The sequence below is a fragment of the Streptomyces sp. NPDC019937 genome (assembly GCF_040631655.1).
Classification (GTDB): Bacteria; Actinomycetota; Actinomycetes; order Streptomycetales; family Streptomycetaceae; genus Streptomyces.
Genome location: NZ_JBEYAL010000036.1, coordinates 18869 through 36666 on the forward strand (window position 1 = coordinate 18869; position 17798 = coordinate 36666).

The 17798-nt window shown below is 71.0% G+C and carries 12 protein-coding genes and 1 pseudogene; 10 read left to right on the top strand and 3 right to left on the bottom strand.

All coding sequences use genetic code 11. The features are described 5' to 3' along the window. Nucleotides 1–5: 5 nt before the first annotated feature. Nucleotides 6–1181 carry a hypothetical protein gene (locus tag ABZ562_RS30595; RefSeq protein WP_361485726.1) on the bottom strand — a complete coding sequence of 392 codons (1176 nt, stop codon included), beginning with the start codon at nucleotides 1179–1181 and terminating at the stop codon, nucleotides 6–8. Nucleotides 1182–1440: 259 nt separating this feature from the next. Here ABZ562_RS30595 and ABZ562_RS30600 point away from each other — a divergent pair, with 259 nt between their 5' ends. From ABZ562_RS30600 to ABZ562_RS30615, 4 genes are all read left to right on the top strand, one after another. Beyond that, nucleotides 1441–2868, top strand: a complete 1428-nt coding sequence (locus tag ABZ562_RS30600) for a diaminobutyrate--2-oxoglutarate transaminase family protein (protein ID WP_361485816.1) — start codon at nucleotides 1441–1443, stop codon at nucleotides 2866–2868. Between the two features lie 256 nt (nucleotides 2869–3124). After that, on the top strand, nucleotides 3125–5314 hold the full coding sequence (locus tag ABZ562_RS30605) for an IucA/IucC family protein (protein WP_361485727.1): 2190 nt from the start codon (nucleotides 3125–3127) through the stop codon (nucleotides 5312–5314). A gap of 67 nt (nucleotides 5315–5381) precedes the next feature. Continuing rightward, nucleotides 5382–6068, top strand: coding sequence for a GNAT family N-acetyltransferase (locus ABZ562_RS30610; RefSeq protein WP_361485729.1), 687 nt, complete (start codon nucleotides 5382–5384; stop codon nucleotides 6066–6068). Between the two features lie 167 nt (nucleotides 6069–6235). Continuing rightward, complete coding sequence (locus tag ABZ562_RS30615) at nucleotides 6236–8236, top strand: ATP-dependent DNA helicase (RefSeq protein ID WP_361485731.1); 2001 nt, start codon at nucleotides 6236–6238, stop codon at nucleotides 8234–8236. A gap of 91 nt (nucleotides 8237–8327) precedes the next feature. On the opposite strand, the gene lexA is transcribed toward ABZ562_RS30615, so the two are convergent. Continuing rightward, nucleotides 8328–9131: a transcriptional repressor LexA gene (gene lexA, locus ABZ562_RS30620; protein ID WP_361485733.1), complete on the bottom strand. Its 804-nt coding sequence runs from the start codon at nucleotides 9129–9131 to the stop codon at nucleotides 8328–8330. A gap of 452 nt (nucleotides 9132–9583) precedes the next feature. Between lexA and nrdR the strand changes: the two genes are divergently transcribed. From nrdR to ABZ562_RS30640, 4 genes and pseudogenes are all read left to right on the top strand, one after another. Next, nucleotides 9584–10102, top strand: coding sequence for a transcriptional regulator NrdR (gene nrdR, locus ABZ562_RS30625; RefSeq protein ID WP_361485735.1), 519 nt, complete (start codon nucleotides 9584–9586; stop codon nucleotides 10100–10102). A gap of 114 nt (nucleotides 10103–10216) precedes the next feature. Then, nucleotides 10217–13078, top strand: a complete 2862-nt coding sequence (locus ABZ562_RS30630) for a vitamin B12-dependent ribonucleotide reductase (protein ID WP_361485737.1) — start codon at nucleotides 10217–10219, stop codon at nucleotides 13076–13078. A gap of 363 nt (nucleotides 13079–13441) precedes the next feature. Next, nucleotides 13442–14506: pseudogene (locus ABZ562_RS30635) on the top strand (histidinol-phosphate transaminase); the annotation flags it as partial. 269 nt (nucleotides 14507–14775) lie between these two features. Next, nucleotides 14776–15381, top strand: a complete 606-nt coding sequence (locus tag ABZ562_RS30640) for a YdbC family protein (RefSeq protein ID WP_361485739.1) — start codon at nucleotides 14776–14778, stop codon at nucleotides 15379–15381. A 57-nt stretch (nucleotides 15382–15438) separates the two neighbouring features. On the opposite strand, the gene ABZ562_RS30645 is transcribed toward ABZ562_RS30640, so the two are convergent. Continuing rightward, nucleotides 15439–16068 carry a TetR/AcrR family transcriptional regulator gene (locus tag ABZ562_RS30645; protein ID WP_361485741.1) on the bottom strand — a complete coding sequence of 210 codons (630 nt, stop codon included), beginning with the start codon at nucleotides 16066–16068 and terminating at the stop codon, nucleotides 15439–15441. 142 nt (nucleotides 16069–16210) lie between these two features. Between ABZ562_RS30645 and ABZ562_RS30650 the strand changes: the two genes are divergently transcribed. After that, nucleotides 16211–16870 carry a histidine phosphatase family protein gene (locus tag ABZ562_RS30650; RefSeq protein ID WP_055550080.1) on the top strand — a complete coding sequence of 220 codons (660 nt, stop codon included), beginning with the start codon at nucleotides 16211–16213 and terminating at the stop codon, nucleotides 16868–16870. An 11-nt stretch (nucleotides 16871–16881) separates the two neighbouring features. After that, entirely contained in the window at nucleotides 16882–17772 is an 891-nt protein-coding gene (locus ABZ562_RS30655; protein ID WP_361485743.1) for an ADP-ribosylglycohydrolase family protein, read from the top strand. Nucleotides 17773–17798: the final 26 nt, after the last annotated feature.

A 17798-nucleotide genomic window follows, 5' to 3' on the forward strand; every position in this document is an offset into this window, starting at 1 on the left:
GGTGACTACCGCCCCGCGAACTTCTTGCTGACCGCGTTGTAGACGCCCTTGGCCTCGGGGCCCAGGTGCGGGCCCGCCAGCCAGGTGGCGTTGGACGGGCCGATCGAGGTGTTGGACACCAGCGCGGGCTTGCCGTCCGCACCGTTCGCGACCCAGCCGCCGCCGGAGGAACCGGCGGTCATCGTGCAGCCGATGCGGTACATGGTCGGCTGCTTGGCGTCCAGCGACAGCCTGCCCGGCTTGTCGGCGCACTGGTTCATCTTCTGGCCGTCGAACGGCGGGGCCGCCGGGTAGCCGGTGGCCGTGATCTCGTCTATGGACTTCACGGCCGGGGCGTTGAAGTCGACCGGCAGTGCGCCGCCGACCGTCTCCTCCAGCGACTTACCGCCGCTGACCTCCGGCTTCACATGCATGACCGCGAAGTCGTACGGGGCGCCCTTGCCGCCGGTGGCCGCGCCGCTGTCGATCCACTGGGAGGAGGTCTGCGCCCAGTCGGCCCACCAGACGCCCTTGGGGGCGAGTTCTTCCCGGGTGGCGTTCTCCAGCTCCGCCGCCGACTTGCCGGAGTCGTTGTACGAGGGCACGAACATCAGGTTCTTGTACCAGCCGCCGCCCTTGCCCGCGTGGACGCAGTGGCCCGCCGTCCAGACCATGTTGGACTTGCCGGGGTGGGCGGGGTCCTCGACCACGGTCGCGGAGCAGACCATCGACCCCTCGGGGCCGTCGAAGAAGACCTTGCCCGCGTAGGGAACGCGGGAGCTGTACGGGCTGCCGACCTCCGCGGCCTTCACCGGCTGCGGATCGGGGTCGGTCACACCCTGGTCGTCCGCGATGTCACTGTCGTCGACCGGCTTGTCCGGCTCCTGGGCCTCCCGCATCCGGTCCGGCTTCCACAGCCCCTTGATGATCGGGTTGATGAAGTCGCCCGCCTCGCGGAGCCAGTCGTCCCGGTTCCACTTGTTCCAGGCGCCGTTCTTCCACTGGTCCAGATCGACGCCGAGGTTCTTCAGCTTGTCGTTGAGGTTGTCGGGCAGCTTGATGTCGTCCGCGCCCCGCTGGTCCGAAGATGCGGATGCCTTGGCATCGGCCGAGTCATCCGACGATCCGCACGCGGTGGCGGTGAGCGCCAGCACGGCGGCGACGGCCGCCGTGGCGAGCGCGGGCCGGCGTTTGAAAGGCATGGGCGGGACTCCCCCTGATGATCTGAGCTGCTTCACGGCCTGTCCGGAATTGTCATGCTCCCCCCGACAGTGGGGCGATCCCCCACTATGCCGGTGCCGCCTACGACGGCTACGGGCGGGTCCCTGGTTCCCGGCGGCAAGGATCTTCGGTCAGCCCGTGATCCCGGGCCTGACCCGTCGTTGGTACGTACGGGGGACAGCCGGAGGGTGTTCAGCAGCGAGAGGACCGTGAGCCGTGGCCATGACCCAGCTCCCGCCGATGACGCCGGACCCTTCGCCGCCCGTCGTCGGCGACGGGTGCGGCGAGGACGCTCCGGCCATCCTGCGGCGCCAGTCGCTGCGGGAGTCGGCCGCCCGCACCTACGCCCGGGCGCTGCCCATCGTCCCGGTGCGCGCCCGCGGGCTCACGATCGAGGGGGCCGACGGCCGCCGCTACCTCGACTGCCTCTCCGGGGCCGGGGCGCTGGCGCTCGGACACAACCATCCGGTGGTGCTGGAAGCGATCCGCGCAGTCCTGGACTCGGGAGCCCCGCTCCAGGTCCTGGACCTGGCCACGCCGGTCAAGGACGCCTTCACGAACGGGCTGTTCGCCACGCTGCCACCCGAACTCGCCGCACACGCGCGGGTGCAGTTCTGCGGACCCGCGGGCACGGACGCCGTCGAGGCCGCACTCAAGCTGGTACGGACCGCCACCGGGCGAGACGGCCTGCTGGCCTTCTCCGGGGCCTACCACGGGATGACGGCCGGGGCGCTGGCCGCCTCCGGCGGCGCCCCTGCGGTGAGCGTGACCCGGCTGCCCTTCCCCTACGACTACCGCTGCCCGTTCGGGGTGGGCGGCGAGCGCGGCGCGGAACTCGCGGCGCGCTGGACCGAGCGGCTGCTGGACGACCCGAAGGGCGGGGCGGGCGCACCGGCCGGGATGATCCTCGAACCGGTGCAGGGCGAGGGCGGGGTGATCCCCGCGCCGGACGGCTGGCTGCGCCGGATGCGGCAGATCACCGCGGCCCGCGGTATCCCGCTCATCGCGGACGAAGTGCAGACCGGGGTGGGGCGCACCGGTTCCTTCTGGGCGGTCGGACACAGCGGCGTGGTGCCCGACGTGATGGTCCTGTCCAAGGCCATCGGCGGCAGCCTGCCGCTGGCCGTCGTGGTCTACCGGGAGGAGCTGGACGCCTGGCGGCCCGGCGCCCACGCGGGCACCTTCCGGGGCAACCAGCTGGCGATGGCGGCGGGCGCGGCCACTCTCGCGTATGTCCGCGAGAACGACCTCGCGCAGCGGGCCGCGGTCGTCGGCGAGCGCATGCTGACGCGGCTGCGCGCCCTCGCCGCTCAGTGGCCCCACATCGGGGACGTCCGCGGCCGCGGCCTCATGATCGGCCTGGAACTGGTCGACCCGGCGGAGCCGGGACCCGGTCCTGAGTGCGGTGCCGCCGCCCGTCCCGCCGCCCCGCTGCTGGCGGCCGCCGTGCAAGGGGAGTGCCTGCGCCGCGGCCTGATCGTCGAACTCGGGGGCCGCCACTCCGCCGTGATCCGCCTCCTTCCACCGCTGACCATCACCGACGAGCAGGCCGAAGCCGTACTGGACCGGCTCGCCGATGCCCTGGACGCCGCGATCCGCGCTCTCGGCGACCGCGCCGCCCATGAACTCCCGCCATCCGCCCCGCCTGTCACCGGAGGCCGCCGGTGACTGGCGGGGCGGCCGTAAGACCGCCCCACCACCGCACCATCGAAGGAGGCAGGCGCGAGGCTCCCGGCGTGAAGGCCGTGATGCGAGCGCCGCACCCACCATGCCGCACTCCCCTGGGCGAGCCCCCCTCTATCCCCAGCCGGACCCGGAGGACGGTGCCATGAGCGACCGTACGGCCCGCACTCCCGCCGCCGGGCACCCTCCAGCCGGAGGCGAGGCACCGCTCGCAGTGCCCTCCGCGGCACCAGGGGCGGCCGTGGAGACGACGACGCGCATGCCGCTCGCGACCGCGCTGCCGGAACCGCAGCCGCGGATGTCGCCCCCGGCGGCACCACCCCGGTCCACGGCCCCACCGTCCGAGCCGTCGACACCCCCGGCCGCGCCGCCGACCACCCAGCTCCCCACTGCGCCGCTCGTGCCCCAGCGGCCCGCGGCCGTCGCCGCGGGGGAGGCCGCCGGACTCCCGCCCGCGCCGCCCCGGGTCACGCCGATCCGGCCCGCGCCGGCCCAACCCGCGCCGGCCCAACCCGCATCGGCCCAGGCCACGGCACTCACACCGTCGGCGGCCTCTGCCGGGCCGCCCCTCGTCGTGACGGCCCCGGTGCCGCGCCAGGATCACAGCGGTCCTGACGCTGCCGAAAGCCTCGCCCCCACCGCCGGACAGGACCCGCTCGACCACCCCGACCCACAGCTCGCCGCGGACGCCGCGGGGGTCGAGAACCTGCTGCGCTGCTGGGTACGGGAGACCGCCGCGGGTCCCCCGGACGGCGACGTCCTGCGCATCCCCCTTCCCGCGAGCGGCACCTCCCTCCAGGTGCCCGTGCGCTACTGGTCGGCCACCGGCTGGCACCGCTTCGGCGCACCTGTGCTGGAACACGGCCCCTGGGACGCCCCGGCCGTCGGCGCGGTGGCCCTCGCGGCGCTGCTCACCCGGGAGGCGGCATACGCGGCCCGGCAGGACGAAACCGACGCGGAGGCCTCCGACCTCGTCGGCCGGGTCGCGGACTCCGTACGACGCACCGCCCGATTCCTCGCCCACCGCCGGGCCGTGCCCGCCGACCCCGGCGCCGGCACCCCCTTCCTCAGCGCGGAACAGTCCCTTCTCCTCGGCCACCCCCTCCATCCCACGCCGAAGAGCCGCGAAGGCCTCTCCGACGCCGCGTCACCTGTGTGCTCACCCGAATCGCGTGGCTCCTTTCCCCTGCACTGGCTCGCCGTCGACCGCTCCGCGCTCGCCTGCGAGTCGGCCTGGACCGAACGCGGCAGAACCGTGCCGGCCGAGAGGCTGGCCCTCTCTCTCGCGGGCAGCGGTCTGCATCTGCCCCCCGGAGCCGTGCCCCTGCCCCTGCACCCCTGGCAGGCCCACGAGATCCGGCACCGCCCGCCCGTCGCCGCGCTGTTCGACGCGGGCCTGCTGCACGACCTCGGCCCGGCCGGCGGACACTGGCATCCCACCTCCTCGGTCCGCACCGTCTACCGGCCCGGCGCGCCGGCGATGCTCAAACTCTCCCTCGGGCTGCGGATCACCAACTCCCGCCGCGAGAACCTCCGCAAGGAGCTCCGCCGCGGCGTGGAGGTGCACCGGCTGCTGCGCAGCGGGCTGGCCGAGCAGTGGCGGGCCGCCTTCCCCGGATTCCCCGGCTTCGACATCGTCCGCGACCCGGCCTGGCTCGCGGTGGACGGGCCGGACGGCGAGCCCCTGACCGGGCTCGACGTCGTCATCCGGCACAACCCGTTCGGCCCGGGCGACGACGCCGTCTGCGTCGCCGGGCTCCTCTCGCTCCGGCCCTGGCCGGGACAGCCCGCGATGCGCTCACGGCTGGCCCACCTCGTCGCCCGGCTCGCCGCCCGCACCGGTCGCTCCTCGGCGGCCGTCAGCGCCGAGTGGTTCCTGCGCTATCTGCGCACGGTCGTACGCCCCGTGCTCTGGCTGGACGGAGAGGCAGGCATCGCCCTGGAGGCACACCAGCAGAACACCCTGGTGCTGCTGGACTCGGACGGCTGGCCGGTCGGGGGCCGCTACCGGGACAACCAGGGCTACTACTTCCGAGAGTCCCGATATGACGACCTCCAGCGGCGGCTGCCCGGCATCGGCGGGCGCAGCGACACCTTCGTGTCCGACGAGGTCACCGATGAGCGCTTCGCCTACTACCTCGGCGTCAACAACGTCCTCGGAGTGATCGGAGCGTTCGGGGCGCAGCGGCTCGCCGACGAGCGCGTGCTGCTGGCCGCGTTCCGCCGCTTCCTCGCCGACGCCGCGTCCGGCCCCGGCAAACTCCGCTCGCGGTTGCCCGCCCGCCTCCTCGAGACGCCCACCCTGCGCTGCAAGGCCAATCTGCTCACCCGCCTGCGCGGCCTGGACGAACTCGTGGGACCGGTCGACACCCAGTCCGTCTACGTCACCATCGCCAACCCCCTTGTCACGTCCGCCGCTTCGACGGCATGACGTCCGTCCATCCCGCCGACCACGCCCCTCACGGCGCGTCTGAGATCCATGAGAGGAAAGCGTCGCCGTGCCGCACTCCGACTCCAGCACCGACGACACCATCGACATGCGGATGCGCCAGGAAGAGGACACCGCGCGAATCCCCGAGAACCAGCTGAGCGGCTTGGATGTCGACGGCGGCCCCGACCTCCTCGACCGCATCGCCGAATGGGGCCCCACCAGCACCCCGGTGGGGGCCTTCCAACTGGTCCCGGTCCGCATCGGGCGCGATCTGCGGCTCATCGCCCGATGGATGAACGACCCGTCCGTGGCCGCCTTCTGGGAACTCGACGGCCCGGACGACATCACGGCGAGCCACCTGGGCGGCCAGCTCGACGGTGACGGCCGGAGCGTGCCCTGCCTGGGAGTGCTGGACGGCGTGCCGATGAGCTACTGGGAGGTCTATCGCGCCGATCTCGACCCGCTCGCCCGGTACTACCCGGCCCGGCCGCACGACACCGGCATCCACCTGCTCATCGGCCGCGTCAGCGACCGTGGCCGGGGCCTCGGCGCGACCCTGCTCCGTGCCGCGGCCGACCTGGTGCTCGAACACCGCCCGTCCTGCGCGCGCGTCGTGGCCGAACCCGATCTGCGCAACACCCCCTCCGTCGCGGCCTTCCTCGGCGCCGGTTTCCGCTTCTCCGCCGAGGTGGACCTCCCCGGGAAACGGGCGGCGCTGATGCTGCGCGACCGGTCCCTGCGCCACCTGCTGTGAGCCATCGTGACCCCCTGTGATCCGCGGCGGCCTCTGAACGCCGCCTTTTCCTGTGATACACCGCTCGGCCCGTCCAGGTTCCGCCGCTACCACGGGTTCCCTCCGCGGAGGGTGATGCGGCCGTCAACGGGAGTGATGTCGGTGCCGCGGCGTAGGCTGGCAGCCCTATGACTGACACGTCCTCGCCTCCACTCGCAGACCTGCTGCACGCCGCCGTCACCGCTGTCGGTGGTACCGAACGCCCTGGCCAGACAGCCATGGCCGAAGCCGTGGCCGAGGCGATCGACGACAATTCCCATCTGCTGGTCCAGGCCGGCACCGGCACCGGCAAGTCGCTCGGCTATCTGGTGCCCGCCCTCGCCCAGGGGGAGCGCGTCGTCGTCGCCACGGCGACCCTCGCCCTGCAGCGCCAGCTCGTCGAGCGCGATCTGCCGCGCACGGTCGACGCTCTGCATCCGCTGCTGCGCCGCCGCCCCGAGTTCGCCATGCTCAAGGGGCGCTCCAACTACCTGTGCCTGCACCGCCTCCACGAAGGGGTGCCGCAGGACGACGCCGACGAGGCCGGGCTGTTCGACCCCTTCGAGGCGGCCGCGCCCACCAGCAAGCTGGGCAAGGACCTGCTGCGGCTGCGTGACTGGTCCGACGAGACCGAGACGGGCGACCGCGACGACCTGACCCCCGGCGTCTCCGACCGTGCCTGGTCCCAGGTGTCCGTCACCTCCCGGGAATGCCTCGGCGCGTCCAAATGCGCCTATGGCGCCGAGTGCTTCGCCGAGGCCGCCCGCGAGCGCGCCAAGCTCGCGGAGGTCGTCGTCACCAACCACGCGCTGCTCGCCATCGACGCGATCGAGGGCGCCCCGGTTCTGCCCAGCCACGAGGTGCTGATCGTCGACGAGGCCCATGAGCTGGTCTCCCGCGTCACCGGCGTCGCCAGCGGCGAGCTCACCCCCGGCCAGGTCAACCGGGCCGTGCGGCGCGCCGCCAAGCTGGTCAACGAGAAGGCGGCCGACGCTCTCCAGACCGCCTCGGAGACCTTCGAGCGGATCATGGAGCTGGCCCTGCCCGGCCGCCTCGAGACCATCCCCGAGGACCTGAGCTATGCCCTGATGGCGTTGCGCGACGCGGCCCGTACGGTGATCTCCGCGCTCGGCACCACCCGCGATGCCTCGGTTCAGGACGAGGACGCCGTCCGTAAGCAGGCCCTGGGCGCGGTGGAGAACATCCACCAGGTGGCGGAGCGGATCGTGGAGGGCTCCGAGTTCGACGTCATCTGGTATGAGCGGCACGACCGTTTCGGTGCCTCGCTGCGCGTCGCCCCGCTGTCCGTGTCCGGGCTGCTGCGCGAGAAGCTGTTCGACGACCGCTCGGTGATCCTCACCTCCGCCACGCTCAAGATCGGCGGGGACTTCAACGGTGTGGCCGCGTCGCTCGGCCTCGCTCCCGAGAGCCCGCAGGATCCCGAGGGCGGCGAGGAATCCGCTCCGCGCTGGCAGTCCCTCGATGTCGGCTCGCCCTTCGACTACGCGAAGCAGGGGATCCTCTACGTCGCCAAGCATCTCGCCCAGCCGGGCCGCGAGGGCAGCCGCGGCGACATGCTGGATGAGCTGGCCGAGCTGGTGGAGGCCGCGGGCGGGCGCACACTCGGGCTGTTCTCGTCCATGCGTGCCGCCCAGGCCGCCGCGGAGGAGCTGCGCGGACGGCTCGACATGCCCATCCTCCTCCAGGGCGAGGAGACCCTCGGCGAGCTGATCCGGGCGTTCGCCACCGATCCCAGGACCTGCCTGTTCGGCACGCTGTCGCTGTGGCAGGGCGTGGATGTGCCGGGCCCGAGCTGTCAGTTGGTGGTCATGGACCGGGTGCCCTTCCCGCGCCCCGACGACCCGCTGATGAGCGCCCGCCAGAAGGCCGTGGAGGAGGCCGGTGGGAATGGCTTCATGGCTGTCGCGGCCACGCATGCCGCCCTGCTGATGGCGCAGGGCGCGGGCCGGCTCGTGCGGGCCTCCGGGGACCGCGGCATCGTCGCCGTGCTGGACCCGCGGGTCGAGCGGGCCCGCTACGGCTCGTTCCTGCGGAAGACCATGCCGGACTTCTGGTACACGACCGACCGCAACCAGGTGCGCCGTTCCCTGGCCGCGATCGACGCGGCGGCCAAGGCCGACGGGGCGTAGCGCGCGGGCATACAGCAGGGCCCCGGAACCGGCGCAGTGGTCCCGGGGCCCGGTCGTGGGGCGCGCCGGGGGCGCGCCTCGGTCAGCCGGTTCAGACGCGCCGCAGCACCGCGACGACCTTGCCCAGGATGGTCGCCTCATCCCCGGGAATCGGCTGGTACGCGGCGTTGTGCGGGAGCAGCCAGACATGGCCGTCCTCGCGCTTGAAGCGCTTCACCGTCGCCTCCCCGTCGAGCATCGCGGCGACGATGTCACCGTTTTCGGCGACGGGCTGGCGGCGCACCGTGACCCAGTCCCCGTCACAGATGGCGGCCTCGATCATCGAGTCGCCGACCACCTTCAGGACGAACAGCTCGCCGTCGCCGACCAGCTGGCGGGGGAGGGGGAAGACATCCTCGACCGACTCCTCGGCGAGGATCGGCCCGCCGGCCGCGATCCGGCCGACCAGCGGGACGTAGGAGGCGGCGGGCTTGCCGGTGGTGTCCGTCGGCTGCGTGCTGGGCTGGTCCGAGCCACGGACCTCGTACGCCCGGGGCCGGTGGGGGTCGCGCCGCAGGAAGCCCTTGCGCTCCAGGGCCATCAGCTGATGGGCGACGGACGAGGTGCTGGAGAGGCCCACCGCCTGGCCGATCTCCCGCATGGACGGTGGGTAGCCGCGCCGCTGCACAGAGTCGCGGATGACCTCGATGACCCGACGCTGCCGGTCGGTCAGCCCAGAGCTGTCCGCCCGGATTCCTGGAGGTCGCCCGGGTAGTGATCGGGTCGCCTTCTGCCCCTCCGGGTTCGTGCTCGCGTCGTTGATCGCGTGGGTCTGATTCATCGCGTGCGTCTGTTCGAGTCGGCTCTGGGAGCGCTCCTGGGCGGTAACAGCGGCGCTCTCTGCGGTGGTGGTCACGACGGCCCCTCTCGAGATGTTCTCCCTAGTTGGACAACGGTAGTTGCTTTCGAAAGGTTGCGCCAAACACACGTTCGAGTGAAATATCCCAGTTGAGCTGACGTGATCACAGGCTTGGGTGTATAGGCCGGTTCCGATGCGGGCTGAGGGGTGATCTTCGGCCGTGTCGGCGGGGGTCCCAGTCTCGCACCCGGCTCCCTGTGGAGCCGGGGTCCGTGGGGTTCGCGTAGTCTCGTGCCTGCTCCCGGGGCATGACACGCCATTCGGTGCGATTGAGTGCCGGACACCAGATCTAGTGGTTTGATGGATGTCAGCCACCCACAGCTTGTGGTCCCCGGTGATTCGTTGCCGAGATCTTCGCCTATGCTTGTGGTCGCTCCGGCGGGCCCGCGCGGCCGGTCGGGGCTTATCAGTCATGCGCCGTTCTTGAGGGTGAGGGAGGGTACGGAGTCATGCACTGCCCCTTCTGCAGGCACCCCGACAGCCGCGTCGTCGACAGCCGGACCACGGATGACGGCTGCTCGATCCGCAGGCGCCGCCAGTGCCCCGACTGTTCGCGCCGCTTCACGACCGTGGAGACCGCGTCACTGATGGTGATCAAGCGGAGCGGGGTCACCGAGCCCTTCAGCCGCGACAAGGTCATCTCCGGAGTCCGCAAGGCATGCCAGGGCCGTCCCGTCACCGAGGACGCCCTCGCCAAGCTCGGTCAGCGCGTGGAGGAGGCCGTCCGGGCCACCGGCAGCGCCGAGCTGTCCACCCATGACGTGGGGCTCGCCATACTCGGTCCGCTCCAGGAGCTGGACCTCGTCGCCTACCTCCGCTTCGCCTCCGTCTACCGCGCCTTCGACTCGCTCGAGGACTTCGAGGCCGCGGTCGCGGAGCTGCGTGATCAGCAACGGCCTCCCGCGCGCGACCGCGGGCCCGGCGCCGGGGCCGCGGAGGCCCCCGCGCCCGTCACCGCCGCCGACTGACCGGCGGCCGAAGATCTGCCCGGGGCCTATCGCGCCGCCGGGTGAAAAACAGAGACACCGTGCCCGGGAAGAAATGGGCACATCAGGGCGTTTTCGCCCGTACTGGGAGGCGGAATGACAGAGACGACGAGCGGCCCCGCACGAGGCTCCCGCTCCAAGGGAAGCAAGAACAAGGGTCTGCGTATCGAGCGCGTCCACACCACCCCCGGCGTGCATCCGTACGACGAGGTGGCCTGGGAGCGTCGTGACGTCGTCATGACCAACTGGCGTGACGGCTCGGTCAACTTCGAGCAGCGCGGCGTGGAGTTTCCCGACTTCTGGTCGGTGAACGCGGTCAACATCGTCACGAGCAAGTACTTCCGCGGTGCCGTCGGCTCCCCGGAGCGCGAGGCGAGCCTCAAGCAGCTCATCGACCGGGTGGTGAGCACCTACCGCACCTCCGGTGAGGCCAACGGCTACTTCGCCTCCCCCGCGGACGCCGAGATCTTCGACCACGAGCTCACGTACGCGTTGCTGCACCAGGTCTTCAGCTTCAACTCGCCCGTGTGGTTCAACGTCGGCACCAAGCAGCCGCAGCAGGTCAGCGCCTGCTTCATCCTCTCCGTGGACGACTCCATGGAGTCGATCCTGGACTGGTACAAGGAAGAGGGGATGATCTTCAAGGGCGGCTCCGGCGCCGGCCTGAACCTCTCCCGCATCCGCTCCTCCAAGGAGCTGCTCTCCTCCGGCGGCAACGCCTCCGGGCCCGTCTCCTTCATGCGCGGCGCCGACGCCTCCGCCGGAACGATCAAGTCGGGCGGTGCGACCCGCCGGGCCGCCAAGATGGTCGTTCTCGACGTCGACCACCCGGACGTCGAGGCGTTCATCGAGACCAAGGTCAAGGAGGAGGAGAAGATCCGCGCCCTGCGCGACGCGGGCTTCGACATGGACCTGGGCGGCGACGACATCACGTCCGTCCAGTACCAGAACGCCAACAACTCCGTCCGCGTGAACGACACGTTCATGAAGGCCGTGGAGTCCGGCTCGCCGTTCGGTCTGCGCAGCCGTCTCAACGGTGAGCCCATCGAGGAGGTCGACGCCAAGTCCCTCTTCCGTAAGATGGCCGAGGCGGCCTGGGCCTGCGCCGACCCGGGCATCCAGTACGACGACACGATCAACCACTGGCACACCTCGCCGGAGACGGGCCGGATCACCGCCTCCAACCCGTGCAGCGAGTACATGCACCTGGACAACTCCTCGTGCAACCTGGCCTCGCTCAACCTCATGAAGTTCCTCGAGGACGACGACGCCGGCAACCAGCGCTTCGACGCCGAGCGCTTCGCCAAGGTCGTCGAGCTGGTCATCACCGCGATGGACATCTCCATCTGCTTCGCGGACTTCCCGACCCAGAAGATCGGCGAAACGACCCGCGCCTTCCGCCAGCTGGGCATCGGCTACGCCAACCTCGGCGCCCTGCTGATGGCCACCGGCCACGCCTACGACAGCGACGGCGGCCGGGCCCTGGCCGGAGCCATCACCTCCCTGATGACCGGCACCTCGTACAAGCGCTCCGCCGAGCTGGCGGCCGTCGTCGGCCCGTACGACGGCTACGCGCGCAACGCGGACGCCCACAACCGCGTCATGAAGCAGCACTCGGACGCCAACGCCATCGCCAAGCGCATGGACGACCTGGACACCCCGGTCTGGGCGGCGGCCACGGAGGCATGGCAGGACGTGCTGCGCCTCGGCGAGAAGAGCGGCTTCCGCAACGCCCAGGCGTCGGTGCTCGCCCCCACCGGCACCATCGGCCTGATGATGGACTGCGACACCACGGGCGTCGAGCCGGACCTGGCCCTGGTGAAGTTCAAGAAGCTGGTCGGCGGCGGCTCGATGCAGATCGTGAACAACACGGTCCCCAAGGCGCTCAAGCGGCTCGGCTACCAGCCGGAGCAGGTCGAGGCGATCGTCGCGCACATCGCCGAGCACGGCAACGTGATCGACGCGCCCGGGCTGAAGCCCGAGCACTACGAGGTCTTCGACTGCGCCATGGGCGAGCGCTCCATCTCGCCGATGGGACACGTGCGGATGATGGCCGCCGCCCAGCCGTTCCTGTCCGGCGCGATCTCCAAGACGGTCAACATGCCGGAGTCGGCCTCCGTCGAGGAGATCGAGGAGATCTACTTCGAGGGCTGGAAGCTGGGCCTCAAGGCACTGGCGATCTACCGTGACAACTGCAAGGTCGGTCAGCCGCTCTCCGCCAAGAAGAAGGAGAAGGCGGTCGAGCAGGCCGCGCCGGAGGTCGAGAAGGTCGTCGAGTACCGCCCGGTCCGCAAGCGCCTGCCCAAGGGCCGTCCCGGGATCACCACCTCCTTCACGGTCGGCGGCGCCGAGGGCTACATGACGGCCAACTCCTACCCGGACGACGGGCTCGGCGAGGTCTTCCTGAAGATGTCCAAGCAGGGCTCGACCCTCGCGGGCATGATGGACGCCTTCTCCATCGCCGTCTCGGTCGGCCTCCAGTACGGGGTGCCCCTGGAGACGTACGTCTCGAAGTTCACCAACATGCGCTTCGAGCCGGCCGGTATGACGGACGACCCGGACGTGCGGATGGCCCAGTCGATCGTCGACTACATCTTCCGTCGGCTGGCGCTGGACTTCCTGCCGTTCGAGACCCGGTCGGCGCTCGGCATCCACTCCGCCGAGGAGCGCCAGCGTCACCTGGAGACCGGTTCGTACGAGGCGTCCGAGGACGACGTCGATGTCGAGGGCCTGGCCCAGTCGGCGCCGCGGAGGCTGGAGGCCCCGAAGGCGACCACGACCGCGTCCCAGTCCGAGACGTCCGCCCCGAAGGAGGCCCACAGCTCGACCGAGCTGGTGGAGATCCAGCTGGGCCTGAACGCGGACGCACCGCTGTGCTTCTCCTGCGGCACCAAGATGCGCCGCGCGGGCAGCTGCTACCTGTGCGAGGGCTGCGGCTCGACGAGCGGCTGCAGCTGATCGTCCACCTCGAAGGGTGACCTTCGACGCGGGGCGTGGCCTTCGGGCCGCGCCCCGCTCGCGCGTGTATGGGGGGAGCAGACTGCCGACCGGTGGGAGCCCTGCTCGAGTGCAGGCGTAAGCCGGGGGACTGTAGCGGTTCCGGTATCTCCTGTCACTCGACTTCTCATACGCACCATGAAATTCGGCAACGCCCCGACTGGCGGTGGCTCGTGCGCGACGCTCTGTGCAAGCGGAGCCGCGCGTCGTGCCCAGCACGGCCCATGTGACCGAGGAGGTCTTGCTGTGACTGTCGCCGCCTTCGGCAGCACGGGTAACGCCGCACAGCTTTTCCGGGGCACCAACCACAGTCCGTCGTACTTCATGCTGAATCGCGCGGGAGTTTCAGGCGGCGGACAGGACATCGTGGATTTCTGTATCCCCTGTAATCCCTACTTCCCCACTCCGGGGATGTTCGACGAGTTGTCGGCCATGCTGCGGGACATTCTCACCTATTACCCCAGCTCCGCCGAGACGATCACGGCCGAATTAGCGCATCTGCTCGATCTCCAGCCGCAGACCATGGCGATGGGCAATGGATCGACGGAACTCATCACGTGGATCGACCATCTGCTGGTCAAGGACAGCCTGGCCGTCCCGATCCCCACCTTCGGCCGCTGGACGGATCAGCCGGACGAAACCGGCAAGCGGGTGGACATGTTCCGGTTGCCGGAGCGACACGGCTTCGCCCTCGATCCCGATGCCTTCGTCTACTTCATACGGCAGCGGGGATCACGGGCCGCCGTCATCTGTAATCCCAACAATCCCGACGGCGGCCTCCTCTCCCGCGAGGCCGTCATATCGTTCATGGACTCCCTCTCGGACCTCGATCTGGTCGTCATCGACGAGTCCTTTCTGGAGTTCGCCGACCCTGATTCCGGTCCCTGGCCGAGCGTCGTCGACGAGGCCGTGGTGCGCCCGAACGTCGTCGTCCTGCGCAGTCTGGGAAAGAACTTCGGCCTGCACGGCGTGCGTTTCGGCTACCTGGTGGCGAATCCCTCGCTCGCCGGGAAGATCCGGTCCAGGCTGCCGAAGTGGAACCTCAATTCCTTTGCCGAGATCATCGTCTTCATGCTCAAGGACCATCAGCAGGACTACGAGATGAGCCTGCGGATGCTCGGCCGCGACCGGCAGGAAATGATCGCGCAGCTGGGATGTCTGCCGGGCATGACCGTCTTCCCCTCCCAGGGCAACTTCGTGTTCGTCAAACTGCCGGACGGGGCGAACGGTGTGCAGGTGCGGGACCGGCTGCTGTCCGAACACGGCGTGCTGGTGCGCGAGTGCGGCAACAAGCTCGGCAGCAGCAGCCGGTTCATGCGGCTCGTGGTGAGATCGGAACCCGATGTCCAACGGCTGTTGTCCGGACTCAGCAGCGTCCTGTACGGGAGCGCCTGGTACGCGCCCCTTCCCGGCGGCCAGCGGCTGGAGGCGGCGTACGCGCCGGGTCCGGGCATGCGGCTTCCGGGCCCCGGTGCCGGAATGCCGGGTGCCGGTGCGGGGCTTCCGGGGCCGGGGACGGGGCGCAGGCGGCGCTGACCAAAGGCCCGGGGGAGGCTGGATGCACCCTCTTGTGGCGGCACCCCTTGTCCACCCCCGAAGCCCTGGGTTGACGGTTCGCTGTGTGATGCGGGCCACCGTCGGGGCCGTAGGATGGCGCGGTGCTGGTCAAGTGGATTCGCTGCACCGTGGTGGACCGTCCGGGTTTCGAGCGGGGGCAGCGGAAGTGGGCGGGGCTGCCCGGGGAGCCGGGATTCCGGGGGCAGGGCGGCGGCTGGAGCCGAGGGCGACCGGACGTGGCGCACATCTTCGCGTTCTGGGAGAGCCGGGCGTTCTACGACTCCTTCATGGCGCGATCGCACAACCGGCTGGCGGCCGCCCAGTCGGGCACGTACCGGAACATGCAAGTCCGGCTCTTCGAGCATCGCTTCGATGTGAAGGTCGGCTTCCAGCCGCGGTTCAACGACGCGGACGTGCTGCGGGTCGCGCACTGCCGCGTGCACGCGGAGCGGGTGGACCACTTCACGCTGGTGCAGGAGAAGGTGTGGAATCCGGCGATGGCCGGATCGCCCGGCATGCTGCGCGGGGTCTTCGGCGAGGCGCCGGGCAACGAGTTCCTCGTGCTGTCGATGTGGAATTCGGCTGCCGAGCACGGGAAGTACCGGGTGGAGCGGGTGGAGCGGCTGGGTTTGCGCGCCCAGACGGAGGCGGACGTGGCGGCGATAGCCGGCGATGTCGTGGGCGTCGAGTCCGCCTGGACGGTCTGAGACGGTCCGATACGGCGACCGCGCCCGGATGCGGCATCGGGGCACGCGGACCGATCGTCACCCGGGCGGGAGATACGCCCCGGCCCGGACGGCGGCGGTGACCGCTGCCGCCGACTGGTCGGCCAGCGGTGTGTCGATGGGTTCGCGGGTGACCAGCGCCCGGAAGAACAGCGGGGCGGACACGGCCCGTACGACGGCCCCGGCGTCGGTGCCCACGGGTGCCTCACCGCGCTCGACGGCCCGCGTCACCACGGATTCGCACCGGGCGAGCCGCTCGGCGTAGAAGGCGCGCAGGGCCTCCGCCGCGCGCGGGGACTGGAACGCGGCGGCGACGAAGGCGGTCGGCGCGGCCGCGGCCGGAGCGTCGCCGAACGTCGCGGTCACCTCGCGGGCCAGGGCCCGCAGATCGCCGTCGAGGCTGCCGGTGTCGGGTGGCCGCCAGGAGTCCTCCCCGGCGAGCTGGAGCGCGTCGGCCACCAACCCCTCGACGCTGCCCCAGCGCCGGTAGACCGTCGTCTTGTGGACGCCGGAGTGTTCGGCCACGTACTCGACGGTCAGGCCCGGGTAGCCGTGCTCGGCGAGACCGGTGAGCACGGCGTCGCGCACCGCGGCGCGGGTGCGCGCGGTGCGCCCGCCGGGGCGGACGGTGCCCGGGGTGTGGGCTGTGCTCTCCGCGGACAATCGCAACTCCGATCGCGTTAGTGGGTTTACCGTGCCACTTCGAGGGTAATGCAACTATGGTTGTGTTTACCGGCTCGTCGAACGGGCGGCCCGGTGGCGGACGAGGGAAGCGAGGCGGTCTCCGCGCACCCGCTCTAGGGTGGGCGGCATGGCACGACCCCGGCGCATCATCCTCATACGGCACGGAGAATCGGAGGGGAATGTCGATGACTCGGTGTACGAACGCGTGCCCGACCACGCCCTGAGGCTGACCGAGACCGGGCGGCGGCAGGCGCTCGAGGCGGGCGTCCGGCTGCGGGCCACCTTCGCCGACGAGCGCGTGTCGGTCTATGTGTCGCCGTACCGGCGCACCCACCAGACCCTGGGTCTGCTCGGCCTGGATCCGTCCCGCACCCGGGTCAGGGAGGAGCCGCGGCTGCGTGAGCAGGACTGGGGGAACTGGCAGGACCGCGAGGACGTGCGGAAGCAGAAGTCCTACCGCGACGCCTACGGGCACTTCTTCTACCGCTTCGCGCAGGGTGAGTCCGGGGCCGATGTCTACGACCGGGTGGACGCGTTCCTGGAGAGCCTGTGGCGCAGCTTCGACGACCCGGCCCATCCGCCGAACGTGCTGCTGGTCACCCACGGGCTGACCATGAGGCTGTTCTGCATGCGCTGGCTCCACTGGAGCGTCGCCGAGTTCGAGTCCCTGTCCAATCCGGACAACGCCGAGACACGGATGCTGCTGCTGGGCTCCGACGGCCGCTACCACCTCGACCGGCCCTTCGAGCGCTGGTGCACCCCCGAGCCCTACGGACTCACCGGTTAGAGTGCCCAGCGATGACCGCTGACCGTTACCACCGGGCTCTGGCGAGCCTGCGCGGGCTGTCCGTGGGCGACGCCCTCGGCTCCCAGTTCTTCGTCCCCGCCAACTATCCCTTCCTCAAGCGCCGAGAACTGCCCCCCGCCCCCTGGCAGTGGACCGACGACACCGAGATGGGCTGCTCCGTGCTGACCGCCCTCGCCGAGTACGGCCGGATCGACCAGGACGACCTCGCCCGGTCGTTCGCCGCGCACCATGACTTCGACCGGGGGTACGGCCCAGCCGTGAACCGGATGCTCCGGCTGGTCAGGGAGGGCGGCGACTGGCGTGATCTGGCCGCCGGTCTGTTCCAGGGGCAGGGATCATGGGGTAACGGCGCCGCCATGCGGATCGCCCCGCTGGGCGCCTGGTACGCGGGCGAGGTGGAGCAGGCGACGCATCAGGCGGAGATCTCCGCGTACACCACGCACCAGCACCGGGAGGCCGTGGCGGGGGCGATGGCGGTGGCCGCCGCGGCGGCGGTGGTGGCCGATCCGGCGGGCCACGGCGGGCCGGAAGCCCTGCTGGACCGGGTGGTCGAGGCCGTCCCGCGCAGCGCCGTCCAGGCGGGGCTGCGGCGCGCCCGCGACATGCTGGACTACGGGGACGCCGTCACCGTCGCCGCGGTGCTGGGGTGCGGCCGCCGCACCAGCGCCCATGACACCGTGCCCTTCGCGCTGTGGGCCGCGGCCCGGCACCTGGACTCCTTCGAGGACGCGTTCTGGACGACCGCGCAGGCCGGCGGGGACGTGGACACCACCTGCGCGATCGCCGGCGGAGTCGTCGCGTCCGGGGCCCGCGGCGCACCGCCTCGCGGGTGGCTGGAGCGCACCGAGCCGCTCCCGTCGTGGATCCCGGCGGCGGATTGACGAGCGGCGGCGGGCGTCGTCCCAGC